23 protein-coding genes, 1 pseudogene and 1 riboswitch are annotated in these 26,859 nt (G+C 70.8%); of the genes and pseudogenes, 10 read left to right on the top strand and 14 right to left on the bottom strand.

What is annotated here, in order from left to right:
* Window positions 1–14: 14 nt before the first annotated feature.
* The 9 genes from AB0C46_RS27315 to AB0C46_RS27275 all read right to left on the bottom strand — a co-directional run bounded on the left by AB0C46_RS27315 (window position 15) and on the right by AB0C46_RS27275 (window position 10,536).
* Complete coding sequence (locus tag AB0C46_RS27315; protein WP_362830965.1) at window positions 15–1,424, bottom strand: M1 family metallopeptidase; 1,410 nt, start codon at window positions 1,422–1,424, stop codon at window positions 15–17.
* 109 nt (window positions 1,425–1,533) lie between these two features.
* Window positions 1,534–2,625 (bottom strand): dipeptide ABC transporter ATP-binding protein, encoded by a 1,092-nt coding sequence (locus AB0C46_RS27310; protein WP_362831001.1) that lies wholly within the window; start codon window positions 2,623–2,625, stop codon window positions 1,534–1,536.
* Between the two features lie 29 nt (window positions 2,626–2,654).
* Window positions 2,655–3,773, bottom strand: coding sequence for an ABC transporter ATP-binding protein (locus AB0C46_RS27305; RefSeq protein WP_362830964.1), 1,119 nt, complete (start codon window positions 3,771–3,773; stop codon window positions 2,655–2,657).
* Window positions 3,770–4,780: an ABC transporter permease gene (locus tag AB0C46_RS27300; protein WP_362830963.1), complete on the bottom strand. Its 1,011-nt coding sequence runs from the start codon at window positions 4,778–4,780 to the stop codon at window positions 3,770–3,772. Before AB0C46_RS27300 ends, AB0C46_RS27305 begins: the two co-directional genes overlap by 4 nt.
* A gap of 78 nt (window positions 4,781–4,858) precedes the next feature.
* Complete coding sequence (locus AB0C46_RS27295) at window positions 4,859–6,613, bottom strand: ABC transporter substrate-binding protein (protein ID WP_362830961.1); 1,755 nt, start codon at window positions 6,611–6,613, stop codon at window positions 4,859–4,861.
* A gap of 111 nt (window positions 6,614–6,724) precedes the next feature.
* The gene (locus AB0C46_RS27290) at window positions 6,725–7,723 is read right to left on the bottom strand and encodes an ABC transporter permease (RefSeq protein WP_362830959.1); all 999 of its coding nucleotides are present in this window, start codon (window positions 7,721–7,723) and stop codon (window positions 6,725–6,727) included.
* Window positions 7,724–8,106: 383 nt separating this feature from the next.
* A complete protein-coding gene (locus AB0C46_RS27285; RefSeq protein ID WP_362830957.1) occupies window positions 8,107–8,898 on the bottom strand; it encodes an enhanced serine sensitivity protein SseB C-terminal domain-containing protein in 792 nt (263 codons plus the stop codon).
* A gap of 62 nt (window positions 8,899–8,960) precedes the next feature.
* Window positions 8,961–9,767, bottom strand: a complete 807-nt coding sequence (locus AB0C46_RS27280) for an enhanced serine sensitivity protein SseB (RefSeq protein WP_362830955.1) — start codon at window positions 9,765–9,767, stop codon at window positions 8,961–8,963.
* Between the two features lie 121 nt (window positions 9,768–9,888).
* Entirely contained in the window at window positions 9,889–10,536 is a 648-nt protein-coding gene (locus AB0C46_RS27275) for an AAA family ATPase (protein WP_362831000.1), read from the bottom strand.
* 298 nt (window positions 10,537–10,834) lie between these two features.
* Window positions 10,835–10,930: riboswitch (glycine riboswitch) on the top strand.
* A gap of 152 nt (window positions 10,931–11,082) precedes the next feature.
* On the opposite strand from AB0C46_RS27275, the gene gcvT reads away from it, so the two are divergent.
* The 5 genes from gcvT to AB0C46_RS27250 all read left to right on the top strand — a co-directional run bounded on the left by gcvT (window position 11,083) and on the right by AB0C46_RS27250 (window position 17,527).
* Window positions 11,083–12,210, top strand: a complete 1,128-nt coding sequence (gene gcvT / locus AB0C46_RS27270; protein ID WP_362830953.1) for a glycine cleavage system aminomethyltransferase GcvT — start codon at window positions 11,083–11,085, stop codon at window positions 12,208–12,210.
* Window positions 12,211–12,339: 129 nt separating this feature from the next.
* A complete protein-coding gene (gcvH, locus tag AB0C46_RS27265; protein ID WP_362830951.1) occupies window positions 12,340–12,717 on the top strand; it encodes a glycine cleavage system protein GcvH in 378 nt (125 codons plus the stop codon).
* Between the two features lie 127 nt (window positions 12,718–12,844).
* Window positions 12,845–14,104, top strand: a complete 1,260-nt coding sequence (gene glyA / locus AB0C46_RS27260) for a serine hydroxymethyltransferase (protein ID WP_362830949.1) — start codon at window positions 12,845–12,847, stop codon at window positions 14,102–14,104.
* A gap of 238 nt (window positions 14,105–14,342) precedes the next feature.
* Complete coding sequence (locus tag AB0C46_RS27255) at window positions 14,343–16,037, top strand: APC family permease (RefSeq protein ID WP_362830947.1); 1,695 nt, start codon at window positions 14,343–14,345, stop codon at window positions 16,035–16,037.
* Between the two features lie 104 nt (window positions 16,038–16,141).
* Window positions 16,142–17,527: an L-serine ammonia-lyase gene (locus tag AB0C46_RS27250; RefSeq protein WP_362830946.1), complete on the top strand. Its 1,386-nt coding sequence runs from the start codon at window positions 16,142–16,144 to the stop codon at window positions 17,525–17,527.
* A gap of 131 nt (window positions 17,528–17,658) precedes the next feature.
* Here the strand turns inward: AB0C46_RS27250 and AB0C46_RS27245 are convergent, their stop codons facing one another.
* From AB0C46_RS27245 to AB0C46_RS27235, 3 genes are all read right to left on the bottom strand, one after another.
* Entirely contained in the window at window positions 17,659–17,967 is a 309-nt protein-coding gene (locus AB0C46_RS27245; RefSeq protein WP_362830944.1) for a hypothetical protein, read from the bottom strand.
* A 188-nt stretch (window positions 17,968–18,155) separates the two neighbouring features.
* The gene (locus tag AB0C46_RS27240; protein WP_362830943.1) at window positions 18,156–18,881 is read right to left on the bottom strand and encodes a phosphatase PAP2 family protein; all 726 of its coding nucleotides are present in this window, start codon (window positions 18,879–18,881) and stop codon (window positions 18,156–18,158) included.
* Window positions 18,878–19,225 carry a hypothetical protein gene (locus AB0C46_RS27235; protein WP_362830942.1) on the bottom strand — a complete coding sequence of 116 codons (348 nt, stop codon included), beginning with the start codon at window positions 19,223–19,225 and terminating at the stop codon, window positions 18,878–18,880. The genes AB0C46_RS27240 and AB0C46_RS27235 overlap by 4 nt, the downstream gene beginning before the upstream one ends.
* Before the next feature lie 141 nt (window positions 19,226–19,366).
* Here AB0C46_RS27235 and AB0C46_RS27230 point away from each other — a divergent pair.
* Together AB0C46_RS27230 and AB0C46_RS27225 are read left to right on the top strand one after the other, a co-directional pair.
* Window positions 19,367–19,744, top strand: a pseudogene (locus AB0C46_RS27230) (BlaI/MecI/CopY family transcriptional regulator); the annotation flags it as partial.
* A gap of 134 nt (window positions 19,745–19,878) precedes the next feature.
* Complete coding sequence (locus AB0C46_RS27225; RefSeq protein ID WP_362830941.1) at window positions 19,879–20,838, top strand: M56 family metallopeptidase; 960 nt, start codon at window positions 19,879–19,881, stop codon at window positions 20,836–20,838.
* Window positions 20,839–21,138: 300 nt separating this feature from the next.
* Here AB0C46_RS27225 and AB0C46_RS27220 read toward each other — a convergent pair whose 3' ends face one another.
* Entirely contained in the window at window positions 21,139–22,614 is a 1,476-nt protein-coding gene (locus AB0C46_RS27220; RefSeq protein ID WP_362830999.1) for a HAMP domain-containing sensor histidine kinase, read from the bottom strand.
* Window positions 22,615–22,711: 97 nt separating this feature from the next.
* The gene (locus AB0C46_RS27215; RefSeq protein WP_362830940.1) at window positions 22,712–23,488 is read right to left on the bottom strand and encodes a response regulator transcription factor; all 777 of its coding nucleotides are present in this window, start codon (window positions 23,486–23,488) and stop codon (window positions 22,712–22,714) included.
* A gap of 234 nt (window positions 23,489–23,722) precedes the next feature.
* On the opposite strand from AB0C46_RS27215, the gene AB0C46_RS27210 reads away from it, so the two are divergent.
* From AB0C46_RS27210 to nadE, 3 genes are all read left to right on the top strand, one after another.
* Complete coding sequence (locus AB0C46_RS27210; protein ID WP_362830939.1) at window positions 23,723–24,943, top strand: glycosyltransferase family 4 protein; 1,221 nt, start codon at window positions 23,723–23,725, stop codon at window positions 24,941–24,943.
* 283 nt (window positions 24,944–25,226) lie between these two features.
* A complete protein-coding gene (locus tag AB0C46_RS27205) occupies window positions 25,227–25,781 on the top strand; it encodes a GH25 family lysozyme (RefSeq protein ID WP_362830937.1) in 555 nt (184 codons plus the stop codon).
* Window positions 25,782–25,913: 132 nt separating this feature from the next.
* Complete coding sequence (gene nadE, locus AB0C46_RS27200; protein ID WP_362830936.1) at window positions 25,914–26,744, top strand: ammonia-dependent NAD(+) synthetase; 831 nt, start codon at window positions 25,914–25,916, stop codon at window positions 26,742–26,744.
* Window positions 26,745–26,859: the final 115 nt, after the last annotated feature.

Genomic DNA, 26,859 nt, shown 5'->3' with positions numbered 1-26,859 from the left:
GGCGCGGAGGGCCGTTACTGCCCGGGCAGCGGCGGCTTGCTCTCCGTGTTGAGCCAGACGTCGAAGAGATCGTCCAGCTGCTGCCCGGAGATCTTCTCGGCGAGCGCGATGAACTGGGAGGTCTCCGCGTTGCCGTAGCGGTGCTGCGCGGTCCAGACCGGCAGCAGCTTGAAGAACGCCTTGTCGCCGATCCGCTCCCGCAGCGCCTGGAGCGTCATCGCGCCCCGCTGGTAGACCGCGCTGGAGAACATGGTGTCCCGCTGCGGATCGGCGATCTTCTGCTTCCAGAAGCCGTCATCGGCGGGGAGGTCCTGGTAGGCCGCGCGGAAGGCGTCATGGGCGCTCCGGGTGCCACGGTGCTCGGCCCACAGCCACTGCGCGTAGGTCGCGAAGCCCTCGTTGAGCCAGATGTGCTTCCACTGCTTCACGGAGACCGAGTCGCCGAACCACTGGTGCGCCAGCTCATGGACGATGGTCGACTCGCTGCGCACGGCCGAGTAGACCGGCTTGGACTGCACCTCCAGCGAGAAGCCGGCCTGCGGCATGTCGTCGACGATCGCGCCGGTCTCCTCGAAGGGGTACGGACCGAAGACCTTGGACCAGTAGTCGGTGGCCTCCGCGGTGATGCCGTAGACGTCGACCTTGCCGGTGGGCAGCGTGGGGTCGGTGGCGACGTAGATGGGCGTGCCGCCGGGCGTGGTGCCCGTACGGACGTCGAACTTCCCGATGGTGGCGGTGGCCAGGTACGCGGCCATCGGGCGCTTCTCACGCCAGTGGGCGTACGAGCGGCCGTGCGCCTCCCCGGAGCTGATCAGCCGGCCGTTGGAGACACCGGTCAGCCCCTTGGGGGCGTCGATGCGGATGTCGTAGGTCGCCTTGTCGCCGGGGTGGTCACTGGAGGGGAACCACGTCGAGGCGGCGTTCGGCTCGCAGGCGACGAAGACCCCGTCCTTGGTCTTCATCCAGCCGTAGGGGGAACCGAAGATGATCGGCCCGCCCAGTGGCTTGGGGACGCCGTGGTAGGCGAGGGTGACGGTGAACTTCTTGCCGCGGCGCAGCGGGAAGTCCGGGCGTACGGATATCTCGTCGCCGGATCTGGCGAAGTGGGCCCGCCGGCCGTTCACCCGGACCGAGTCGACCTTCAGCTTCTGCAGGTCGAGGTCGAAGGCGGAGAGGTTCTGGGTGGCGCGGGCGGTGAGCTTCGTACGGCCGTCGAGCCGGCCGCTGCCGGGGTGGTAGCTGACACCGAGGTCGTAGTGCAGGGCGTCGAAGCCGCCGTTGCCCAGCTTGGGGAAGTAGGAGTCACCGACGCCCGGGGCACCGGGGCTTGCGCCGGGTGCGGCGGCGATGGTGGCGGCCGAGGCCACCGCGGTGGCCAGGGCGAGCCAGCGGGAGGTGCGGCGCACAGAACGGGAGAGTGCCATGAGCGGTCCCTTCGGACACACGGATCAGGATCGAACCAAGATCGAACAACCGTGCCAACTCTGCACTCTCCCGCTCCACTTCACCCGGGACTTTGCCAATTCCTCGGAGTTACTTACCGGTTGGCGCCTTGCCCACCGGGCCACCGGACGCCTCGGCGGCGGCCGGGGCCTGATCGGGCGCGTTCTCGGGGTGGTGGCAGGCCACCTGGTGGCCGGTCCGCAGCGCCACCAGCGGCGGCTCGGTGGTGGTGCACACCTCGGTCGCCTTCCAGCAGCGGGTACGGAACCGGCAGCCGGACGGCGGGTTGATCGGCGAGGGCACATCGCCCTTGAGCAGGATCCGGTCGCGCTGGGTGCGCCGCTTGGGGTCGGGCACCGGTACGGCGGACATCAGCGCCTTGGTGTACGGGTGCATCGGCGACTCGTAGAGCGCCTTGCGGTCGGCCAACTCCACGATCTTGCCGAGGTACATCACCGCGATCCGGTCCGACACATGCCGGATGACCGAGAGGTCGTGGGCGATGATGACGTACGTCAGGCCCAGCTCCTCCTGCAGGTCGTCCATGAGGTTGACGACCTGGGCCTGGATCGACACGTCCAGCGCGGAGACCGGCTCGTCGGCGACCACCAGCTTGGGCTTGAGCGCCAGCGCACGGGCGATGCCGATGCGCTGCCGCTGACCGCCGGAGAACTCGTGCGGATAGCGGTTGTAGTGCTCCGGGCTCAGGCCCACCAGCTCCAGCAGCCGCTGCACCTCCTTCTTCACCCCGCCCTCGGGCTCGACGCCCTGGAGGCGGAAGGGGGTGGAGACGATCCCGCCGATGGTGTGCCGCGGGTTCAGCGAACCGTACGGGTCCTGGAAGATCATCTGGACGTCACGGCGCATCGGGCGCAGCTTGCCCGTTGACAGATGGGTGATGTCCTGGCCCTGGAACTCGATGGAGCCGCCGGTCGGCTCGTCGAGCCGGGTGATCAGCCGGCCCATCGTCGACTTGCCGCAGCCGGACTCGCCGACGACGCCGAGCGTCTCCCCGGGCCGGACGTCGAAGTCGATGCCGTCGACCGCCTGCACCGCGCCGACCTGCCGCTTGAGCAGGCCCTTGGTGATCGGGAAGTGCCGGACCAGACCGCGGACCTTGAGCAGCGGCTCGGTGCCGGAGGGGGCGTCGGCGGAGGTCTCCGCCCCCTTCTGGAGCGGGATCTTCTTGTTCTGGTCGTCAGTCGTCTCGGTCACAGCTTCGGCGCAATCTCTTCGGTCCAGATACGCTCCCGCTCCTCCTGCGACATATGGCAGGCGGAGGAGTGCCCGCCGCCGGCCTCGCGCAGGTCGGGGCGGACCGTACGGGTGAGGTTGTCCTTCGGCACATCCGCATACGGGCAGCGGGGGTTGAAGGCACAGCCGGACGGGACGTTGATCAGGCTGGGCGGGGAGCCCTTGACCGGGATCAGCCGGTCCGTCTGCTCACGGTCGATGCGCGGCATGGACCCCAGCAGGCCCCAGGTGTAGGGGTGCTGGGGCTCGTAGAAGACCTTCTCGGCCGGTCCGCGCTCCACACAGCGTCCGCCGTACATCACCAGCAGATCGTCGGCGAGCTCGGCGACCACGCCGAGGTCGTGGGTGATGATGATGACCGCCGAGCCGAACTCCTTCTGCAGATCGCGGATCAGGTCCAGGATCTGCGCCTGGACGGTGACGTCCAGTGCGGTGGTCGGCTCGTCCGCGATCAGCAGCTCGGGGTTGTTGACCAGCGCCATCGCGATCATGGCGCGCTGGCGCATACCGCCGGAGAACTGGTGCGGATGGTCGTCGACCCGCTTGTCGGGCTGCGGGATGCCGACCCGGTCGAGCATCTCGATGGCCCGCTTGCGCGCGGTCTTCTTGTCCACGTCGTTGTGGACGCGGTAGGCCTCCATGATCTGGCTGCCGACCGAGTAGAAGGGGTGCAGCGCGGACAGCGGATCCTGGAAGATCATCGCCATCTCGCGCCCGCGCAGCCGGCGGACCTCGTCCGGATCGGCAGAGACCAGCTCCTTGCCGTCCAGCCAGATCTCGCCGGACATGTCCACCTTGCTGCGCTGCTGACGGGAGGCGCGGTGCAGGCCCATCACGGCGAGCGAGGTGACGGACTTGCCGGAGCCGGACTCGCCGACGATGCCGAGCGTCTTGCCCTTCTCCAGGCCGAAGGTCAGGCCGTCGACGGACTTCACCAGCCCGTCGTCGGTGCGGAAGTGGACCTTCAGGTCCCGCACTTGCAGGAAGGGCGCCGGCTTTTCCGGTGCTTCCTTGGGGGTGGCCGCGGCGGGTTCGGCCACCGCGGTCTCGGTCTTGTCCTCGGAGGAGTCGGTCACGAGAGCCTCACCCGCGGGTCGACGGCGGCGTACAGAACGTCCACCACCAGATTGCATATGACGATGAAGAACGCGGCGACCAAGGTGACGCCGAGGATGTTCGGCAGGTCGTTGGCGGTGATCGACTGGACCGCGAAGGCGCCGACTCCCTGGAGGGAGAAGACCTGTTCGGTGATGAGCGCACCACCGAGCAGCAGTCCCAGGTCCATGCCGAAGACCGTCATGATCGGGGTGAGCGCGGCCCGCAGACCGTGCCGGACGACCACCTTCCGCTCGCGCAGGCCCTTGGCGCGGGCCGTACGGATGTAGTCCTCGCTCAGTGTCTCCAGCATGCCCGCCCGGGTGAGCCGGGCGTAGAGCGCGGAGTAGAGGAAGGCCAGGGTGACCCAGGGCAGGACCAGGGTCCGGGCCCACAGGAACGGATCCTCCAGCAGCGGCACATAGTCGCTGCGCTCGAAGATCGGCCACTGGTAGGTGAACAGGGCCAGCGCCAGGGCGCCGGTGAAGAACATCGGGAGGGAGACGCCGGCCAGCGCGACGCCCATCGCCAGCCGGTCGAAGATCGAACCGGGGCGCAGCGCGGAGAGCACGCCGGTGGCGACACCGGAGACGACCCACAGCACGGCCGCACCGGCGGCCAGTGAGAGGGTCACCGGGAGCCGGGACTGGATCTCCGGCCATACCTCGATATGGGTCTTGAAGGAGTAACCGAAGCACGGCACATGGCACTTGGCCGCTTCCGGGCCGAATTTGTAGTCGACGCCGACGAAAATGCCCTTGAGGAAGTCCCAGTACTGCTCGTACACGGGCTTGTCCAGGCCGAGGTTCTTCTTCACCGCGGCGATGTCCGCGGGCGTGGGGGCCTTTCCGATGTACTGCTGGGCAAGCTGGTCGGTGCTCTGCCCGGCCAGTTTCGGCAGCAGGAAGAAGATGCCGAAGGTGACCGCGCTGACGATCAGCAGCAGAATCACTGCGCTGATCAACCTGCGGATGATGTACGAGAACACGGGGATGCGGCGTCGGCGCCGCGGGCCGGCCGGAACCGGCCCGCGGACACCAATGCCTTCACCTGCCTTCCAGGGCTGCTACTTCTTGACGCCGATGTTGAGGTAGTCGTACTGACCGCTGAAGGCCGAGGTGGACACCAGGTTGGTGGCCTTGGGCGAGCGGTACATCAGGACCTTGAAGTAGGTGAGCGGAACGATCGCCGCCTGCTCCATCGCCTTCTTGTCGATCTCGGCGTACGCCTTCTCGCGGGCCGCCTTGTCGGTGTTGGCGATGGCGCTGTCGAGCAGGTTGTTGATCTCCGGGTCGTCCAGCTCCGACAGGTTGGCGTTACCGGACTGGCTGATCGCCTTGCCGTTGAGGATCTGCTGGAGGTAGCCGTAGCCGGTCGGGAAGTCCGAGCCCCACTGCATCATGATCATGCCGACGTTGTTCTTCTTGTTGAACTTCGGCACACCGGCGTAGTCCGAGAAGTACTTGCTGGTCGGGTAGGACTGGATCTTGGCGGTGACACCGATCTTCTTGAGCGAGTCGATGACCGTGGTGGCCGCATCGACCTCGTCCTGGCGGTCGTTGCGGGCCAGGATCGTGGTCGTGGTCTTACCGGCGCCGCACTTGGCCCAGTGCTTCTTGGCCTCGGTCAGATCCAGCTTGTCGCCGGCGTACTTCTGCGGGTACAGGTCGTACTTCTGGTAGCCGTCGATGTCGGTCGGCAGGACCGTGGAGGCCAGCTCACCGCGTATCGGGCCGCCGAGCGAGGTCTGTACGGCCTTCTTGTCGATCGCGTACTCGACGGCCTTACGGCACTCGATGTTGTCGAACGGCTTCACCTTGGTGTTGAGCGCCGTGTAGACCAGCCGCTGACCGAGCGTGTTGTCGGTCTTGGCCTTCTCCTTGGGGTCGGTCAGGAGCTGGGCCTGCGTCTGCCCGTCGACACCCCGGCCGGCCAGGTCCACCAGGGTGTTGCCGGACTTGAGGTCCTTGTCGATCGTCGACTGGGCGACCTTCAGGTTCAGGACGACCTTGTCCGGCAGCTGCTTGCGCAGCGGGTCGGTCTTCGCCGACCAGTGCGGGTTGCGGACGAGGGTGAGCTTCTTGCCCTCCTCGTAGCTCTCGAACTTGTACGAGCCGGTGGAGAGCACGGACTTGGTGTAGTCGGCGCCCTTGTCCTTGGCCTGCGGGACCGGAGCGGTCTGCGGGGCGCTCACCAGGTAGTCGAACTCGGCGAACGGCTTCTTCAGGTGGAAGACGAGCGTCTGGTCGTCCGGGGTCTCGATGGACTTCAGACCAGCCTCGCTCTTGTCCTTGTAGGGACCCTTGTAGCCGCCGCCGTCGTTGTCCTTGAGGAACTGCTGGAAGTAGTTCGGGCCCAGCGAGAGGACGTCACGCGCGAAGTTGCTGCGCTCGACGGCGTACTTGACGTCCTGCGAGGTGACCGTGGAGCCGTCGTCATACTTGACGCCCTTGCGGATCTTGTACGTCCAGGTCTTGCCGCCGTCGGTGGGCTTGCCCATCGACTCGGCGAGGTCCGGGACCAGCTCGTTGCCCTTGGTGCCGGGGCCCGGCTTGAAGGTGGTGAGCGGGCGCGCGTAGAGCCGGCTGAAGTTGTAGATGAAGGCGTAGTACGTGTTGCCCGGGTCGAACGACTCGGGGGCGTCACTGATCGCGTAGGTGACCGTGCCGCCCTTCTCGTCCGAGGCGTTGACGATGCCCTTGGTGGCGGCGTTCGCCTCGCCCGAGCCTTCCGAGGAGCCCTTGCCCCCGCTGCAGCCGGCCAGCAAAAGGCCCGCACTGGTGATGGCCGCGACAGCCGCGACCGGAACTGACCTTCGCATGATGGTCGGTGTCCCCTTCGTTCGTCGAGAAACATCGATATGTCGATGCGTCGAAACTTCAGAACTGCGAAAAACGCTGGTGAGACTTCTGAGCGGGTGCCAGGCACGGCCTCAGCGGCTGCGCGGGTCCAGCGCGTCCCTCAGACCGTCACCGAGCAGGTTGAACGCCAGCACGGTGACGAAGATCGCGAGGCCGGGAACGATCATGTATTGAGGGTCGACCTCGTAGTACTTGACCGCCTGGTTGAGCATGCCGCCCCAGGACGCCTGGGGCGGCTGGATACCGACGCCCAGGAAGCTCAGCGCCGCCTCGAAGAGGATGTTGGAGGGGATCAGCAGCGTCGAGTAGACGATGATCGGACCCACCAGGTTGGGCAGCAGCTCCCGGAAGAGGATGAACGGCCCGCGCGCCCCCATGCCGCGGGCGGCGTCCACGAATTCCCGCTCCCGCAGCGACAGGGTCTGGGCGCGCACGATCCGCCCCATGTACGGCCAGTTGAAGAAGCCGATCACGAAGATCAGCACCGAGATGTGCAGCGGCAGGCCCTCCAGGCCGAAGGCGCCGCCCTGCAGCGAAGCGGAGATCGCGATGGCGAACAGCAGCAGCGGGAAGGCCAGGAAGACATCCATCATCCGGCTGATGAAGGCGTCCACCCGCCCGCGGTAGAAACCGGCGACCACACCGAGGACGGTGCCGATGGCGACCGACAGCAGGGTCGCGCCGAACGCCACGATCAGCGACACCCAGGAGCCCTCCAGGATCCGGGCGAGCAGATCGCGGCCGAACTTCGGGTCCACACCCAGGGGGTGGTCCCCACTCATACCGCCGAAGTCCCCCTTGGGGAGCGTGGTGTTGGGGTCGATCAGCGACTGGTTGGGGCTGTTGGGATCCAGCCCCAGCAGGGACTGGATCGGGCGGGAGAGCGCGGCGACGGCAATGAGCAGGATGACAACGATGGCACCGGCCACCGCGACCTTGTCCCGCCGGAAGCGCAGCCAGGCGATCTGACCGAGCGAGCGCCCCTCGATCCGCTTTCCTTCCACGCCTTTCAGCACCGCTTCCGGCTGCGCCTCAGCAGCTGCTCCGGTGGTCTCGATCGGTGCGGTCACGGTGCCTTTGACCCCTCTCGGCCGACGGTGGCCGGCCCATGCCCGCCGCGGTAGCGGCCCTGGTTCACATCACTGGTGCAAGTCCTGCAGGCATCGCGGAAGTTCGCGTTATGGAAGTTCGAAAGGTGCGCGCGACGCCGTTCCGGGATGACGCTCGTACAAAGGACCGACGTCCTCTGTTGCCGGAGTCTTCATCCGATTCGCGATCAGTCACCAGTCCTGAAGGGGAAAGGATGCGTAACTGTGATGTGATCCGCGGCATTCCGTTATACGGACAAGAGTTCGGTCTGAGCGGAATGCATACCCGTGAGAAAGGGGCTCAACTGCGGGGCGCATGGGGCGAATTCACCCCAAGACCGGCGCCGGAGCGGCGCCGCCGGGCGTCAGTAGGGACGCGGGTATCCGTAGCCGTAGGAGGGCGCGGGGGCCTGCGGCTGGACATAGCCGTCACGGTCGAAGAAGGGGCGCGTGGAGGCCCGCATCCACATGCCGACGGGGTCGTACTCGTCATTCATCGCGACCGTGGAGACGGGCAGACCGTCCGGAACCGCGCCGATCGACTGCTGGATCATCAACCGCACCGAATCCACCGCTTGTTGACCGGTGTCGTACAGATCCAGACCGATCGCCAGATACGGGGCACCCAGCGCGGGCTGCACCCAGGCCCGGCGCAGCGACCGTACGGCGGGTGTCCGATGGGCGTTCTGGGCGAGGAGCGCGTAGAACTGCGGGATGTCGATGACCGGTTCCGAGATCCGCAGCGGCCCGGCGGGCAGCCGGTCGAGACCGCCGGCGATACGGCGCAGGTCCAGCCAGGGGATACCGACGCCACCGCCGGGAGCATGCGGATTCAGCCACAGGCCCCAGCGGTCAGGGAAGAGCGCGGAGGCGATCTCGGTGCCGGTGACCACCTCGTGGTCGCGGTTCCAGCCGGAGGCGGCGAGCTCGGGCGCCGAGGTCACACACGGCGCATAGCCGAGGCCCTCGACCTCCATGTTTCCGTACTGCGCGTCCGGCATACCGGCCCGGCCGTGCCAGAGCAGCATCCAGACCTGGCCCGCGGCGAGCGCGTGCAGCAGTGCTTCATAGGCGTCGTAACGGCCGGGCGAGACCTGCTGCAGCAGCTGCTCCAGCTGTCCGGCCGCCGCCGGCCCCTGATGCGCACCCGCGCTCACGTGGTCCGTCCCTTCTTCTCAGCAGGGCACGTGTGGGTGCGCCCGCCTGTCATCCAACCAGCTTACGAGTGGTCCCGAGAGTAGAAGGGCCGCACCCGCTCCAGCATCCAGTCGGCGACCGGGTCCCCCTGGGCGAGGTCGAGCATGACGAGCTGTACGGGCCAGGGCAGCGGTACCGCGCCGAGCGCACGTCCGAGGGCTGACAGTACCCTCTCGCGGGCGGTGCCGTCGTGCAGTGCGGTGGCGTCCGCCGCGACCTGAACACCGACGAACAGTGCGGGCGTGTCGCCCTCGACGCTTGCCAGGGCACGTCGGGCAGTCAGGACAATTCCGGCGCCGGAGAACTCCAGCCCGGCGGAGGCCAGGAAGTCCACCGGCTCGTCCTGCCAGTCCGGCTCGAAGAGCCGCACCCGGCCGCCGCTCGGCAGCCCGACGGACTCCTGAGGTCCTTGCCGCCGCTCCCGGCACAGTTCGGCCACCGCGGGCGGCGGCAGCGGGACGCCGACCGTGCCGTCGGGGTTGACCGCGATGCCGAGCTGCGGCGGCAGCCCGCGGGCGAACTCCCGGGCCGGGGCGACGGTGAAGGACATGTGCGAGCCGACCACCCGCAGGAACTCCTGCTCGGAGCTGTAGACCGGGACATAGGGCGCGCCGTCCAGCTCGACGGTGGGCAGATCGAGGCCGCGGGCGCCGAAGCCCGCGCTCTCCGGGCCGCCGCCGTTGGGCAGCGGTACCCACAGCCGGCTGCGGCCGAGGATCTCGACGATCCGGCCGCCGGCGCCCGGGTGCCCGACCGAAGCGGACAGCACCTCTTCGAGCTCGTTCGCCGGCCATGCCAGCTGCGGTATCCCCTGCTCCGGAAATGTCATGTGCACCCACCCGTTCCAAACCGCGCCATCTGGCCAAAGACCCTAGACGAGAAGGGGGGCGGTGCGGCGTGCGGGGGCCGCGTGCGGCGACCAGGGCGACGCGCCCCAGGGGTGCCTGTGCCTAGTGGAAGCTGACCGTCTCCAGCGTGCTCGCCGTCCGCCGGTCGAGGAGGACGGCCGAGCAGAAGCCCTCCGGCAGCCGGGCCGACTCCGCGGCGCCGACCAGCCGGCCCACCGCCCTGCGGTGCCGTGCGAAGGCGTACCCCGACACCCCGCGTCCCCGTGACTCCTGGCCGGAAAGCGCCACCTCGGGCGCCACATCGAGCAGCACCAGATGTGCCCCGCGGCCGCCGCGCAGCGCCGACCGCGCGATCCAGCGGCGCACCCACGCCAGCGTCCCGCAGTCGTGCACGACCACACTGTCGCCGGAGCGCAGCGCACGGCCCAGGGTCAGATAGTGGGCGGCCCGGACCAGCGGGCGGTAGAGGCCGTACGGCAGCCGGCGCAGTCTGCCGCGCTCCCAGCGCTCGCGGACGTCCTGGGAATCTATGCGGTGCACCACGGAGCCGTGCCCGTCCAGCGACGGCACGAGACGGTGCATGAGGGTGCTCTTGCCGCTGCCCGGAAGCCCGGAGACCACGACCAGATCGCCGGCCGGAAACCGCAGCTCGGCGGCGTCATCCGGCCGCTCGTCGCCCCGCAGGTCCACGACCTCGGTGCGGCGCCCCGGCCGGATGACGGCCCGCGGCGCACGGCCGGCCCGGGACATGGCGGCGGACGGCGCCGTCCGCACGGCGTCCGGGGGCACGACCCCTGAAGTCGCCCCGAATGCCGCTTCGCTGTGCACCGTGATCGCCCTCCCCGCCCGTTCTGGTCCGGTTCGAGTCCGTCCCTTACCCGCAGAGTGTCAAGAAAAGGTAATGCCCATCAAGGCGATTGTCCGATCTGCCCACGTCATGGGCGGGGCGGTGGACGGGGCTCCTCTATCCGGCATTCCCGTGCAATGATGTGGCCGCCGCGTGCACACCACAGCTCATCTGTGCACCGCCAACTGCATACCGGCCGCTTGAACCCGTGCGGGAGAGTCCCCGGCCGCCATGGCGGGGCGCCGAAGGAGCAAGTCCTCCCTTGAATCTCTCAGGCCCCTATACCGCGCGGGCGAGGCAGATCTGAAAAGCGAGCCACTGCCCGGCTGACAGGGCGGCTCCACCCAAGGTGCAAACCGGGTCCGTTCGCGGGATCCCGGTGAACCTCTCAGGTTCCGATGACAGATGGGGAGAACGTCTTGTTCACCCCTGCCTGGGAGCCCAGAACCATGACTGATGCCCCCCGCCGCACCGCACTGGATGCCACGCATCGCACGCTCGGCGCCACCATGACCGACTTCGCCGGCTGGGACATGCCACTGCGCTACAGCAGCGAGCGCGACGAGCATGTCGCCGTCCGCACCCGCGCCGGCCTCTTCGACCTCTCCCACATGGGCGAGATCACCGTCACCGGCCCGCAGGCCGCCGACCTCCTCGACTACGCGCTGGTCGGCAACATCGGCGGCGTCAAGACGGGCCGCGCCCGCTACACCATGATCTGCGAGGCCGAGGGCGGCATCCTCGACGACCTGATCGTCTACCGCCTGGCCGACCAGGAGTACATGGTCGTCGCCAACGCCTCCAACGCCCAGGTGGTGCTGGACGCGCTGACCGCGCGGGCGGGCGGTTTCGACACCGCGATCCGCGACGACCGGGACGCCTACGCCCTGCTCGCGGTGCAGGGCCCGGAGTCCCCCGGCATCCTCAAGAAGCTGACGGACGCCGATCTGGACGGTCTGAAGTACTACGCCGGGCTGCCCGGCACGGTCGCCGGTGTGCAGGCGCTGATCGCCCGTACCGGATACACCGGTGAGGACGGCTTCGAGCTGTTCGTCCGGCCGGCGGACGCGGTCGCCCTCTGGGCGGCGCTGACCGAGGCCGGCCAGGACGCCGGTCTGGTGCCCTGCGGTCTCTCCTGCCGCGACACCCTGCGCCTGGAGGCGGGCATGCCGCTGTACGGGCATGAGCTGACCACCGCGACCACGCCGTTCGACGCGGGCCTGGGCCGGGTCGTGAAGTTCGAGAAGACCTCCAACGACGGGGACTTCGTGGGCCGCGCCGCGCTGGCGGCGGCCGCCGAGCGCGCCGAGACGCAGCCGCCGCGCAAGCTGGTGGGCCTGATCGCCTCGGGCCGCCGGGTGCCGCGGGCCGGATACCCGGTCGTCACGGCCGACGGCACGGTCATCGGCGAGGTCACTTCCGGGGCCCCGTCCCCCACGCTCGGCAAGCCGATCGCCATCGCCTATGTCGACGCCGCCTACGCCACACCGGGCACCGAGGGTGTCTGCGTGGACATTCGTGGAAGCCATGAGCCGTACGAGGTCACCGCGCTGCCGTTCTACAAGCGGCAGAAGTAGCGGTTCCCCCGCGGCAGACCCGGCGGTGGCGCGCGCCCGCGCGTCTCACTGTGCAAGACACTCCCCCGGACGTCGTCCGGGAGGTGCCCCGATTCACGATCACACCCTCGCGTACAGGAGAATCGAGCCATGAGCAACCCCCAGCAGCTGCGCTACAGCAAGGAGCACGAGTGGCTGTCGGGCGCCGAGGACGGCGCCTCGACGGTCGGCATCACCGAGCACGCGGCCAACGCGCTCGGCGACGTCGTCTACGTACAGCTCCCTGAGGTGGGCTCCACGGTCGCGGCGGGCGAGACCTGCGGCGAGCTGGAGTCGACCAAGTCGGTCAGCGATCTCTACTCGCCCGTCGACGGTGAGATCACCGAGATCAACGAGGATGTCGTCAATGACCCCTCGCTGGTGAACTCCGCCCCGTTCGAGGGTGGTTGGCTGTTCAAGGTGAAGATCAGCGGCGAGCCGGGCGAACTGCTCTCGGCCGACGAGTACGCCGCCTTCATCCAGAGCTGAGCCCCCGGCTCTCCCCCGCTCCCGGCTTCGCCCGGACGGGGGGCCTCCGACCCGCCACCGCCCGCGCGGAAGCTCTCCGGACTCCGTCCGGGGACCTCCTCGCGCCCCTGACTCCCCAGGAAGACTCATGTCGCTTCTGAACAGCTCCCTCCATGAGCTCGACCCCGACGTCGCCGCCGCCGTCGACGCCGAACTCCACCGCCAGCAGTCCACCCTCGAAATGATCGCGTCGGAGAACTTCGCCCCCGTCGCCGTCATGGAGGCCCAGGGCTCCGTCCTCACCAACAAGTACGCCGAGGGCTACCCCGGCCGCCGCTACTACGGCGGCTGCGAGCACGTCGATGTCGTCGAGCAGATCGCCATCGACCGCATCAAGGCGCTCTTCGGCGCCGAGGCCGCCAACGTCCAGCCGCACTCCGGCGCCCAGGCCAACGCCGCCGCCATGTTCGCCCTCATCAAGCCGGGCGACACCATCCTGGGTCTCAACCTCGCCCACGGCGGGCACCTGACCCACGGCATGAAGATCAACTTCAGCGGCAAGCTCTACAACGTCGTGCCCTACCACGTCGACGAGAAGACCAACCTGGTCGACATGGAAGAGGTCGAGCGCCTCGCCAAGGAGCACCGCCCCAAGCTGATCGTCGCCGGCTGGTCCGCCTACCCGCGCCAGCTCGACTTCGCCGCCTTCCGCCGCATCGCGGACGAGGTCGGTGCCTACCTCATGGTCGACATGGCGCACTTCGCCGGCCTGGTGGCGGCGGGTCTGCACCCCTCCCCGGTGCCGCACGCCCACGTGGTCACCACCACCACCCACAAGACCCTCGGCGGCCCCCGCGGCGGTGTGATCCTCTCCACCCAGGAGCTCGCCAAGAAGATCAACTCCGCGGTCTTCCCCGGCCAGCAGGGCGGGCCCCTGGAGCACGTGATCGCCGCCAAGGCCGTCTCCTTCAAGGTCGCCGCCTCCGACGACTTCAAGGAGCGCCAGCAGCGCACCCTGGACGGTGCCCGCATCCTGGCCGAGCGCCTCGTCCAGGACGACGTCCGCGAGCACGGCGTCTCGGTCCTGTCCGGCGGCACCGACGTCCACCTCGTCCTGGTCGACCTGCGCGACTCCGAGCTGGACGGCCAGCAGGCCGAGGACCGTCTCCACGAGGTCGGCATCACCGTCAACCGCAACGCCATCCCGAACGACCCGCGTCCGCCGATGGTCACCTCCGGCCTGCGGATCGGCACCCCGGCCCTGGCCACCCGCGGCTTCCAGGCCGAGGACTTCCGCGAGGTCGCCGACATCATCGCCGAGGCCCTCAAGCCCAGCTACGACACCGACGCCCTCAAGGCCCGGGTCACCGCACTCGCGGACAAGTTCCCGCTCTACCCGTCGCTGTGACGCGTCTCATGCAGTGATCTCCCGGACCGCCGGTGAGCGGCGGTCCGGGAGTGAACAGGCCGTGAGCCCGGGGCCGTTGGCCCCGGGCTCTCGGTCTGCAGGGGCCGGTGCGCGCCGATGCTCCGGCAGCGCAATGGCATTCCCGTCATTTGGCCGAAATAAGGTGTCGGCGGCATACGTCAACGGCCCTTCGGCAGCGAGGGGGCATGCGGCACCATCAGGACGGACGACACTTTCCATGGACATGAGCGCCGGCGGGCGCAAGGGGCTCAGCCTCTTCGCCCTGATCATGATCGGCATAGGCTCGATCTTCGGCTCCGGATGGCTCTTCGGGGCCGGCTCCGCCGCCCAGGTGGCAGGCCCCGCGGCGCTGGTCGCCTGGGTGATCGGCGTCATCTTCATCGGCATGATCGCGATGTCGTACGCCGAGGTCGGCTCGGCCTATCCGATCCCCGGTGGGATGGCCCGCTACGGGCATCTCTCGCACGGCCCGGTCCTCGGCTTCCTCACCGGCTGGGCGGTGTGGATCGCGACCGCCTCGCTGGTCCCGATCGAGTCGATCGCGGCCACCCAGTACATGACGTCCTGGAACTTCGACTGGGCGAAGGGCCTGGTCGATCCGGCCACCCATCAGCTGACCCTCTCCGGCACGGCGATGGCGCTGGTCCTGACCCTCGCGCTCTGGCTGACCTGCTTCTGGTCGGTCCAGCTGCTGGCCCGCGCCAACACCGTGCTCACCCTGGTCAAGTTCGCCATCCCGGTACTGGCGGTGCTCGCCCTGGTCGGGTCCGGCTTCCACACCTCGAACTTCACCGCGCACGGCGGCTTCGCCCCGTACGGCTGGCCGGCCGTGCTCACCGCCGTCACCACCTGCGGTGTGGTCTTCGCCTTCAACGGGTTCCAGGCCGTGGTCAACCTCGGCGGGGCCGCCAAGAACCCGGGCCGGGCCATCCCGCTCGCCCTGATCGGTGCGCTCTCGCTGGGCCTGGTGATCTATCTGGCGCTGCAGGTCGCGTACCTCGGCTCGGTGCCTCCGGAGCTGCTGGAGCGGTCCGGCGGCTGGCAGGGCGTGAACCTCAACTCGCCGTTCGCCGACCTGGCGGGGCTGCTGATGCTGCACTGGGTGGTCACCATGCTGCAGTTCGGCGCGTTCATCTCGCCGGCCGGGTCCAACATCGCCAATGTCGCCTCGGCCGCGTACATGGTCACCAACCTCGCCGAGACCAGGTTCTTCCCCCGCAAGCTGGCGGCCGTGCACCCCCGCTACGGCACCGCCCGCCCCGCGATGTGGCTCAACCTCGGCTTCTCCGTCGTGCTGCTGCTCACCGTCGGCCGCAGCTGGCAGGCGCTGGCCGGCGTGGTGTCGGCGGCCATGGTCATCTCTTATCTGATCGGCCCGGTCGCGGTGGGAGTGCTGCGGCGGACCCGCCCCGACCTGCCCCGTCCCTTCCGGCTGCCGGCCGCCGGGGTGCTCTGCCCGGTCACCTTCGCCTTCGCCGCCTGCGCGCTGTACTGGTCGAAGTGGCCGGAGACCGGCAAGATCACCCTGCTGACGCTGGTGTCCGCACCGGTCGCGGCCCTGGTGCTGTGGCGCCGGGGCGAGCTCGCCAAGGGCCGCGAGGCGTCCGGCGAGGGCGGGCGAGGGGCGAGCCTGCTGCGGCAGTTCGCCCCGGCCTGGTGGATGATCCTCTTCCTGGTGTGGACGGCGACGGTGTCCGCGCTGGGCGGCGAGGAGTTCGGCGGCCGCGGCGTCATCCCCGGCGAGCTGGGCACCGCTGTGATCGCGGTCACCGCCCCGGTCTTCTACTTCTGGGCGGTGCGCTCCGGGATCAGGGCCCACGAACGGGGTCTGACCGGCGACCTGTCCCCCGCCGAAACCACCCCGGCACCCACTGTTACCGCCGACGACGGACACCGGATGGTTTCCGTCTGACGGCACCGCGCCGGGTCCGCGTTACGCTCGGAAAACGGCGCAGAATCTCCCCTTCACCCCCCAGCTCCACCGTCCACCACGAGCAGACAAGGGAGTCCGCCCCCGTGGCCATCTCCGTCTTCGACCTCTTCTCCATCGGCATCGGCCCCTCCAGCTCCCACACCGTCGGCCCGATGCGCGCCGCCCGGATGTTCGTCGGACGCCTCAAGAAGGACGGCCTGCTCTCCGAGACGGTCCGCGTCCGCGCCGAACTCTTCGGCTCGCTCGGCGCCACCGGCCACGGCCACGGCACCCCCAAGGCCGTCCTCCTCGGCCTGGAGGGTCACTCCCCCCGCACCGTCGACGTCGAATCCGCCGACGACGAGGTGGAGCGCATCCGCACCACCAAGCGGCTGCGGCTGCTGGGCGCCGAAATAGGCACCGCCCACGAGATCGACTTCGACGAGTCGAGCGAGCTGATCCTCCACCGCCGCCGCGCGCTGCCGTACCACGCGAACGGCATGACGCTTTTCGCCTACGACGCGGCGGGCGCCCCCCTGCTGGAGAAGACGTACTACTCGGTGGGCGGCGGCTTCGTCGTCGACGAGGACGCCGTCGCCGGCGACAACCCGATCGTGCCCGACGACACCGCCCTGACCCACCCCTTCCGCACCGGCGACGAGCTGCTGCGGCTGGCCCAGGACACCGGTCTGTCCATCTCCGCCCTGATGCTGGAGAACGAGAAGGCCTGGCGCACCGAGGACGAGATCCGCACCGGGCTGCTGGAGATCTGGCAGGTCATGCAGGCCTGTGTGAGCCGCGGGATGAGCCGCGAGGGGATCCTTCCCGGCGGGCTGAAGGTCCGCCGCCGCGCCGCCCACTCCGCCCGCCAGCTGCGCTCCGAAGGCGACCACGCCGCCCGTGCGATGGAGTGGACCACGCTCTACGCGATGTCCGTGAACGAGGAGAACGCAGCCGGCGGCCGGGTGGTGACCGCCCCCACCAACGGCGCGGCCGGCATCATCCCCGCCGTCCTGCACTACTACGTCAACTTCGTGCCCGGCGCCGATGAGGACGGGGTCGTCCGCTTCCTGCTCGCGGCCGGCGCCATCGGCATGCTCTTCAAGGAGAACGCCTCCATCTCCGGCGCCGAGGTCGGCTGCCAGGGTGAGGTCGGCTCCGCCTGCTCCATGGCCGCCGGCGGCCTCGCCGAAGTGCTGGGCGGTAGCCCCGAGCAGGTCGAGAACGCCGCCGAGATCGGCATGGAGCACAACCTCGGCCTGACCTGCGACCCCGTCGGCGGCCTCGTCCAGATCCCGTGCATCGAGCGCAACGGCATGGCCGCGGTCAAGGCCGTCACCGCCGCCCGGATGGCGCTGCGCGGCGACGGCCGCCACCACGTCTCCCTCGACAAGGTCATCAAGACCATGAAGGACACCGGCGCCGACATGAGCGTCAAGTACAAGGAGACGGCCCGCGGCGGGCTGGCCGTCAACATCATCGAGTGCTGAGGGGCTGACGGGCTCAGGCACGGTCGCCAGCGGCCCGCCGGTCCGGGACTCAGGGTCGGGGCGCCGCGCGGAGACGGCGCCCCGACCCTTTTGGCGTGGACGGAAGCGGCTGGCGCGGTGTGTCCGGCGGGCTATCTGCCGATCTCCCAGGCGAAGGGCGGCAATTCACGGGCCCGGGAGTAGACGTCCAGGGCCTGGGGCGCGGGGACGAAGGGGTGGACGCGGGCGCCTTCGAGGCCGGCCAGCAGACGGGCGCAGTGGTGGACACAGCCGGCGGACTCCCGGCCGTGGCGGTCGACGATGGTCGCCGCATCCCGCGGTCCCTCGCACGGCGTGGGGTCCTTGGCGGCGGCGGCCGGGCAGCGGCCGTGGGGTGCGGCGGACGCGGCGCTCGCGTCGGCGGCCCGCCGTGGCGGCGGGGTGTCGAATGGCTGGTTCATCGGTGCGTTCCCCCTGATGGTGCGGTGGTGCCTGCCGTGAGCGGCGCCGGGGCGGGACCGCTTCGCCGTCCCGGCACCCAGGACAGTGCTGCTCGGCGCGGGACACGTCCATGCCGCCTTGGGGAAGACCTGGTCCGATCGTCAGCTATTCATGGGAAGGGGCGCTCCGGGGGCACCTGCGGGCCCGGTCAAGGGCCGTCCGGGCGGCGGAGGGCGAACGGCTCCAGCAGCAGCGCGAGAGCGAGCAGCCCGGCCGCCAGGAACCAGCCGCCGAGGACATCGCCGGGCCAGTGCACGCCCAGGTAGATGCGGGTCAGCCCGACTCCGGCGGCCCAGACGGCGAGCACCACGCACCAGGTACGGGCCACGGCGGGGCGGGCGCGCCGGGCGATGCCCCAGGCCAGGATTCCGGCCGCCAGCGCCGAGGTGGTGGCGTGGCCGGAGGGGAACGCGTATCCGGAGGCGGGCGCGGCCAAGTCGGCGGCCGGCGGGCGGGGGCGGGCGAGCAGCTCCATCAGTCCGTAGCGGATCGCCTGGCCGGCGGTGAGGACGACGACGGCGCAGCTCACCGCGCGCAGTCGGCCGCGCGCCCGCCGCCCGGCCAGCAGCCCGGCGAGCACCGCCATCAGATACGGAACCGGGCCGCTTCCGGTGGCGGTCAGCGCCCGGGCCATGGAGCGCAAAGGCTCCCCGTGGTGCGCGGTGGACCAGCGGACGGCGGCCTGTTCAGCGGCGAGCGGGGTGCCGTTGCGCAGGGACACGATCAGGGCCGTGGCGGCGAAGAGCGCTGCGCAGACCGCGGCGAAGGTGAGCAGCGCGGCGGTCCCGGGGCGCGGGCGCGCCCCGGCACGCGGGACCGGCCCGGGCCGTGGCTCTTCCGCCGCCGGCCCCGGTTCCGGCCCGGACGCCGTCACCGGGTGGCCAGCAGGGGGCGCGGCTGGGTGGCCGCCAAGGGGCGCGGCCGAGTGGCCGCCAGGGGGCGCGGTCCGGCGGCGTGGGGCTGCTCGGCGGTCCGGGGCGCCAGGTGGGTGTGGGAGGCGCACGGCCGGGTGGCGTGGAGCCGCTCGGCGGTTCGAGCCGCACGGTGGGTGAGGGAGGCGCACGACCGGGTGGCGTGGAGCCGCTCGGCGGTCCGGACCGCCCGGCGAGCGAGCGAGGCGCACGGCCGGGCGGCCCGGCCGAAGCCGTCGTCGGTCCGGTGGGTGCGGGGCGGGGAGCCGGCGCCGAGCCCGTTCACGGTCTGCGCAACCTCTGTCACCTGCGAAAATGTCGCGGCCACGGTCATGTCGGCGGCCCCTCCCATAATGGGTTGCGGGCCTGCCTGCGACCGGCCCGACCGACTACAGTTTCGTAGACGGTCTACGAAACTGTAGACGACGAACAAGGTGGAGGGCGTTCCATGTCGGAGGCATCACCCGTGCAGCGGCGCCCGTCCGGCGAGCTGGAGGCGAGCGTGCTCGCGGCGCTCTGGGCGGCCGAGAGTCCGCTGAGCCCCGCCGAGGTACAGAGCGCGCTGGGCGGACGGCTCGCCCGCACCACCGTCACCACGATCCTCACCCGGCTGCACGACAAGGGGGCGGTCTCCCGCTCCCGGGCCGGCCGCGGTTTCGCGTACTCACCCATACAGGACTCCGCGGGGCTGACCGCCCGGCGGATGCGCAGTGAGCTCGACAAGCAGGACGACCGCGGCACCGCGCTCGCCCGCTTCGTCTCCCAACTGACCAGCGAGGACGAGCAGTTGCTGCGAACCCTCCTGGAGGGGGCGGGGGACGACGCCCCCGAAGGACCACAGGGCCTGCAGCCCGAATCCGGGACGGGGACGGGGACCGGGACGGGGACCGGGACGGGGACCGAGACCGGGACCGAGACCGGGACCGAGACGGGGACCGAGACCGGGACCGGGACCGCGCCATGATCCTGGCCGTATGGATTCCGCTGCTGATGCCGCTGCTCGCGGTGCCGGCCGCCCGTCGGGCGGCGCAGTCGCTGCCGCCGCGGGCCGCGGCCTGGCTGCTCACCGGCTGCGCCGTCGCGCTGGCCGTCTGCACGGCCACGGCCCTCGGTCTGCTGCTGGCCGCCGGGGCCCTGCGGCTGCCCCCGGTCGCCGCCCTGGGTCATCTCTCCCTGCCGCTGCTCGGCGGCGATCCCGCCGTGACGGTCCCCGCGGCCTGGGCCGCCGCCGGGCTGCTCACCGGCTGCGCGGCCACCGTCGTCCACCGCGCCCGCCGCCACCGCACCGAACTGCGCACCGCCCGCCGGGCCGCCGACGCCCATCCCCGGTCCGGCGACCTGTGCGTCCTCCCGGACCCCGCGCCCGATGCCTACGCCCTGCCGGGCCGGCCGGGACGGGTGGTGGTCACCGCCGGGATGCTGCGGGCGCTGCCCCCGGCCGAGCGGGAGGCCCTGTTCGCCCATGAACGTGCCCATCTCGCGGGCCGGCACCATCTGTTCCTGCTCACCGCCGCGCTGGCCGCGGCCTGCCATCCACTGCTCGGCTCCCTGCGCGCCCCTCTGGCATACGCACTGGAGCGCTGGGCCGATGAAGCGGCCGCGTCCCGGGTGGGCGACCGCCGGGTCACAGCCCGCGCCATCGGCCGCGCCGCGCTGGCCGCCGGCCCGTCCGCCCCGGGACCGCACCGTCCCGGCACCGTCCTCGCGGCAACGGCCGGCCCGGTCCCCCGCCGGGTCGCCGCCCTGCTGTCCCCCGAGCGGGTGCCCGGCCACCCCCCGATACGCCGCGGCTGCTATGGCCGCCGGCTGCTCGCCGCGGCCCTGCTCGCCTGTGTCACCTTCTCCACAGCGGCCGCCCTGGACGCCGCGGCCGATCTGCACGAGACGGTGGAAGTGGCCCAGGGCGAGGCGGCGCACTGACGGTCCGGGAGGTCGGGACGGCCCGGAAGGTCGGGACGGCCGTCGGGACGGCCGGAAGATCGGGACGGTCGTCGGGACGGGCCGGGAGGTCGGGACGGGCCGACACCCGGTACCGGAGCCCGTCCGGTGGCTCAGGGTGGACGGTCCGCGGCATCCGGCGCGGTACGGCGTCCGGGTGACGCGGTACCGCATCACCGGCGAAGCACCGTGCCACGGCCACAATCCGCCGGGCAGTCCCTGGGGGGGGAGACGCTCCCTAGGCGGCATGTCGCCCGTCACCAACGTCCCGGGACAACACACCTAGTCCCCCGGCCCGGTCTCCGTCTGTGCCCCGCCGGCCCCCGTGCCGCTCCCCCTCCCCGTCCCGGTGCCGACCGTGAAGCCCAGGGTGGCGCCCCCTCCGGGGCGGTGGGTGGCGAAGGCGTGGCCGCCGTGGGCGGTGGCGATCTCGCGGACGATGGCGAGGCCGAGGCCCGAGCCGGGCAGGCCGCGGGCGGCCGCGGCGCGGTAAAAGCGGTCGAAGACCCGGAGGAGATCGGCGTCCGCGATGCCGGGGCCGCGGTCGAGGACCTCGACCCGGGCGCCGGTGACCACGACCTCGATCGGCTCTGTGCCGCCCGCGTCGAACTTGGCGGCGTTCTCCAGCAGATTGGTGAGTGCACGGTGCAGCGCGGCGGGCCGGCCCTCGACCACCGCCGGGCGCACGGTCCGTACGGTGATCTCGCGGCCGGTGCGGCGGCGGGCCGAGGCCGCCGCCTTCTCCGCGACCTCGGCCAGGCTCACCTCGGCGAGCGGGTCGTCATCGCGCTGTCCGGCGGCCAGATCCACCAGCTCGTTGACCAGATCGCTGAGTTCACGGGCCTCGCCCGCCAGATCGGTCAGCAGCTCCTCGCGGGCGTCCGACGGCAGCTCGTCGAACCGCTTGAGCAGGGAGATGTTCGTACGGAGCGAGGTCAGCGGGGTGCGCAGCTCGTGGCCGGCGTCCTGGACGAGGCGCTGCTGGTCCTGGACGGCGCTGGCCAGCCGGCCGAGCATGTCGTCGAAGGCCCGCCCGAGCCGGGCGACCTCGTCGCGCCCGGCCACCGGGACCGGGACGTCCAGCCGCCCGTGCTCCGCCACGCTCTCGGCGACCGCGGTCAGCCGCACCAGCCGGCCGGTGATCCGGCGCGCCAGCCACCAGCCGCCCGCACCGGACAGTGCGATGACCCCGCCGGCCAGCAGGGCGGTGCGCTGCTGGAGCGCGGAGAGCAGATCCTCGGTCTCGCTGAACTTCTGGGCGACCTGGACCGCCCCGCGGCCGCCGCCGAGCGCGACGGTCGCGACGTGGTACTCCTCGTCCCCGATGTCCGCCTCCCGCTCCGCGTGCAGACCCGCCCGGTCGTCGTCGGCGATCCGGCGCTCCGCGGCACCGGCCGGGAGCAGCGGGCGCCCCCGCTCCACGATCCGGCCGCCGGCGCCCAGGATCTGGACCTCGGTCCGGCTGGGCCGGGTGAGGTCGTCGCGCGGCCCGTCGTGGTCGGGGTCGGCGGTCGCGTAGTCGGCGGGCCAGAACGGCTTCTCCTGGACCTGGGTGCGCAGATCCCGTACGACCTGGGAGAACACCGACTTCTCATCGACCCGTACCAGCCGGGCCGCGGCGTCGTAGCTGAGGAATCCGACGAGGACGGTCACCGCCGCGGCCCCGGCGGCGAACGCCACCGCGAAGGCGGTCCGCAGACTGGCGGGCCTGCGGGTGCGCACCCAGGCCGCCGACCCGCCGCGCCGCCAGGAACGCAGCCGGGCGCACAGCCGGACCCACAGCCGGCGGCGGCCGGTGCGGGTACCGCTCCCGGCGCGGGTACCGCTCCCGGTGCGGTCGCGGGGCCGGGACACCTCAGTCCTCCCGCAGCACGTAACCGACGCCACGCACCGTGTGGATCAGCGGACGGCTGCCCGGGACATCGACCTTGCGGCGCAGATAGCCCACGTACACCGCGAGGTTCTTCGAGCCAGGACCGAAGTCGTATCCCCAGATCCGGTCGTAGATCGTCGAGTGGTCCAGCACGATCCCGGCGTTCCGGGCCAGCAGCTCCAGCAGCTCGAACTCGGTCCGGGTCAGCTCCAGCTCCCGCTCGCCGCGCCAGGCACGGCGTGAGGGGCCGTCGATCCGCAGATCCGCGGCCTCGACGACACCGCTGTCCGCCACCCGGGTCTCGTACGCCCCGCCCGCGTCCGCGTCCGCCCCGCCGGGCTCGCCGTCGGGACCGGTCCCCGGCCCGCCGTCCTCCGCCCCGGCCGGGCCGGTCGTCGTCCGCCGCAGCAGCGCCCGCAGCCGGGCGAAGACCTCCTCCACCTCGAACGGCTTGACCACATAGTCGTCCGCCCCGGCGTCCAGACCGGCGATCCGGTCCGCGGTCTCGACCCGGGCGGTCAGCATCAGGATCGGGGTGCGGTCCTGCTCGGCCCGCAGCACCTGGCACACCTGGAGCCCGTCGATCCCCGGCATCATCACGTCCAGCAGGATCACATCCGGCCGCTCGCGGTGCGCGGCGGCCAGCGCCTGGATGCCGTCGGCGACGGCGGTGACCTGGTACCCCTCCAAGGTCAGGGCACGCTCCAGCGCGGTACGGATGGGACGGTCGTCCTCGGCGAGCAGTACGGAATGGGTCACCCGGCAAGTCTGCCAAGGGCCCGGCGGTGCGGTGACGGGCGGCCGGTGGGGCGGCGGCTTTCTTACCCGGCTCTCACCCCTGGTTCTTACCGGGCTCTCACCCGGGCCACATGATCGGCTTACCCCGTGGCGACACGGTGGCCCCGTGCCGGACGGGCCGGTCGCGGCGACCGGCCGCGCAGGTACCGGCCGGTCGGAATCATTCGGCACACCTCGGGGAAGACGCCACACCGCATGAAGATCACCCTCCTGCTGCACAACGCTTATGCCATCGGCGGCACGGTCCGCACCACCCTCAACCTTGCCGCCGCGCTCGCCGACCGGCACGACGTCGAGATCGTCTCGATGCTGCGGCACCGCGAGGTCCCGCGGTTCACCGTGGACCCCCGGGTGCAGCTGGTGCCGCTGGTGGACACCCGGGTCGGCAGCGAGGACATGGCCCATCCGCTGTTCGGTGAGCCCGCGCGGGACTTCCCGCTCGCCGAGAGACGGCACCACCAGTACAGCCGGCTGGTCGACGTCCGCGCCGCGGAGCTGCTGCGCAGCACCGACGCGGACGTGCTGATCGGCACCCGTCCCGGCATCAATGTCTACCTGGCCCGGTTCGGCCCGCGCCGGGCGCTGCGGATCGCCCAGGAGCACCTCCGGCACGAGGCACACAGCAAACGGCTCCGCACCGAACTCGCCCGCCATTACCGGACGTTGGACGCCGTGGTCACCACCACCGAGGCGGACGCCGCCGTCTACCGCGCACGGATGCCACTGCCCGGCGTACGGGTCCTGGCGGTGCCCAACATCGTGCCCGCGCCGGCCGGCCCGCCGTCCGACGGGACCTCGAAGGTGATCGCGGCGGCCGGCCGGCTGGTCCGCGGAAAGCGCTTCGACCTGCTGATAGAGGCGTTCTCCGCGGTCGCCGCCAAGCATCCCGACTGGCAGCTGCGGATCCACGGCGGCGGCACCGAGCGGGCACAGCTCCAGGGGCTGATCGACGGACTCGGGCTGAGCGGACAGGCGGAGCTGACCGGGCCGCGGTCGCCGATCGAAGCGGAGTTCGCCAAGGCGTCGATCGTCGCCTCGGCCTCGGACGCCGAGTCGTTCGGCATGACCCTCGTCGAGGCGATGCGCTGCGGAGTGCCCGTCGTCAGCACCGACTGCCCGCTGGGCCCGGCCGAGATCATTCACGACGGTACGGACGGGCTGCTGGTGCCGCGCGGCGACGGCCGGGCGCTGAGCGGTGCCCTGCTCACCCTCATCGAGGACCCCGAGCGCCGCCGCACGATGGCCGAGCGCGCGCGGGAGAGCTCGCACCGCTACGACCCGGAGCCGATCGCCGAGCGCTATCAAGACCTCTTCGGGGAGCTGCGGTCGACGCGCGGGCGGCGGGCCTGGCAGCGCATTGTGGCGCGGTCCCGCGCCCGCGCACGACGGCTGCTGCGACGCGCCCTGCGGCGCTGAAACGACCGCCCCGGCCGGCCGGGCCGGTCCGGTGCGCGAGCCCGGCCCCGCGTCAACTTGACCGCAGCGCAAGGAACTTCCCGTCCACGATCTGGCGTCTCCGGTAGCGAACATGCTGAACTGCTGGAACGAAACTGAATCGCACGGAACGCGGAAACGCTGGATCACCGCACCGGAACACGAAAACGCCGCATCACCGAACGCCCGGAACCCACTGCAACGCAGTTGACGCTTCGAGCAGTTGACGCTTCGAATCCGCAGGTCCGACGGCAGGAGGCCGCTCATGCTGCACGGTGTCGATGTCAGCTCCTACAACACCTCGTATTCCACCGCGGGGCTGGACTTCGTTTTCGTCAAGGCCACCGAAGGCCGCTCCTACCTCAACCCGCACCAGTCCGCGCAGGCGTCAAAGGCACGTAAAGCAGGCTGTGTGGTCGGTTTCTACCACTTTCTGTGGCCGGGAAATATCGCCGCCCAGGCGAAATACTTCGTCGAGAAGTGCGCCTCCGTCCAGGGCGACCTGCTGGCCTGCGACTGGGAACGCACCGGCGAGGGGACCTATGCGAGCAATGCACAGAAGGACCAGTTCCTCGTCGAGGTGAAGAAGCTGCGCCCCACACACCGGGTGATGCTCTACTGCAACCGCGATTTCTGGCTCAACCACGACACCACGTCCTACGCGGCCGACGGCCTGTGGATCGCCGACTATGTCTCCGCCGGGCATCCGCGGATCAAGGCGAAGTGGCGCATCCATCAGTACACCGACCGGCCGCTGGACAAGGACGTCGCGGACTTCTCCAGCAAGGCCGCCCTCAAGAAGTGGGCGCACCCGGCATAAGGTTTCCTCTCAGCACGCGTGTTCGGGTCGCCGGGCACCGCACGTAGGCAGCGGAGGAACGCTGCGTACGCGGCACAGGAACAGCGCGTCACGACCCCCGCACGACGCAGCACGAGAACCAGAGGAGCAGCCGTGACCGACCCGGCGTCCAAGACCCTGCAGCAGGAGATCGCCCGGGATCTCCAGGTGACCGCGTCCTTCGACGCCGAGCAGGAGATCGAGCGCCGGGTGACCTTCCTCACGGAGCGGCTGACCTCCACGGGCCTGCGCTCGCTGGTCCTGGGGATCAGCGGCGGCGTCGACTCCACGACCACGGGCCGGCTCTGCCAGCTCGCCGTGGAGCGGGCCCGCGCCGCCGGGCACGACGCGACGTTCTACGCGATGCGGCTGCCGTACGGCGTCCAGGCGGACGAGAAGGACGCCCAGCGGGCGCTGGAGTTCATCCGGGCCGACCGGGAGCTGACCGTCGACATCCGCCCGGCGAGCGACGCGGCGCTGCAGGCCGCAGTGGACGGCGGGCTCACCTTCCGCGACGCCCACCACCAGGACTTCGTCCAGGGCAACATCAAGGCCCGGCAGCGCATGATCGCGCAGTACGCGGTCGCGGGGGCCCACGACGGCCTGGTCGTGGGCACCGACCACGCGGCCGAGGCGGTCTCCGGCTTCTTCACCAAGTTCGGCGACGGCGCGGCCGATGTGGTGCCGCTCACCGGGCTGACCAAGCGCCGGGTGCGCGCCGTGTCGGCGGTGCTGGGCGCCCCGGAGGAACTGGTCCACAAGGTTCCGACGGCCGACCTGGAGACCCTCGACCCGGGCAAGCCGGACGAGGACGCGCTCGGCGTGAGCTACGACCAGATCGACGACTTCCTGGAAGGCAAGCCGGTCGACGACGCGGCCGCCCAGGCCATCGTCCGCCGCTACCGCCTCACCGACCACAAGCGGGCGCTGCCGATCGCTCCGTGAGAGGCAGCGCTCCGTGAGGAGCAGCGCTCCGTGAGGAGCAGCGCTCCGTGAGGAGCAGCGCTCCGTGAGGAGCAGCGCTCCGTGAGGAGCAGCGCTCCGTGAGGAGCAGCGCTCC

The organism is Streptomyces sp. NPDC048637 (assembly GCF_040650675.1).
In the GTDB taxonomy this organism is placed as follows: domain Bacteria; phylum Actinomycetota; class Actinomycetes; order Streptomycetales; family Streptomycetaceae; genus Streptomyces.
The sequence above is the reverse complement of the archived record's forward strand: the minus strand, read 5'-3'. Positions and strand labels throughout refer to the sequence as shown.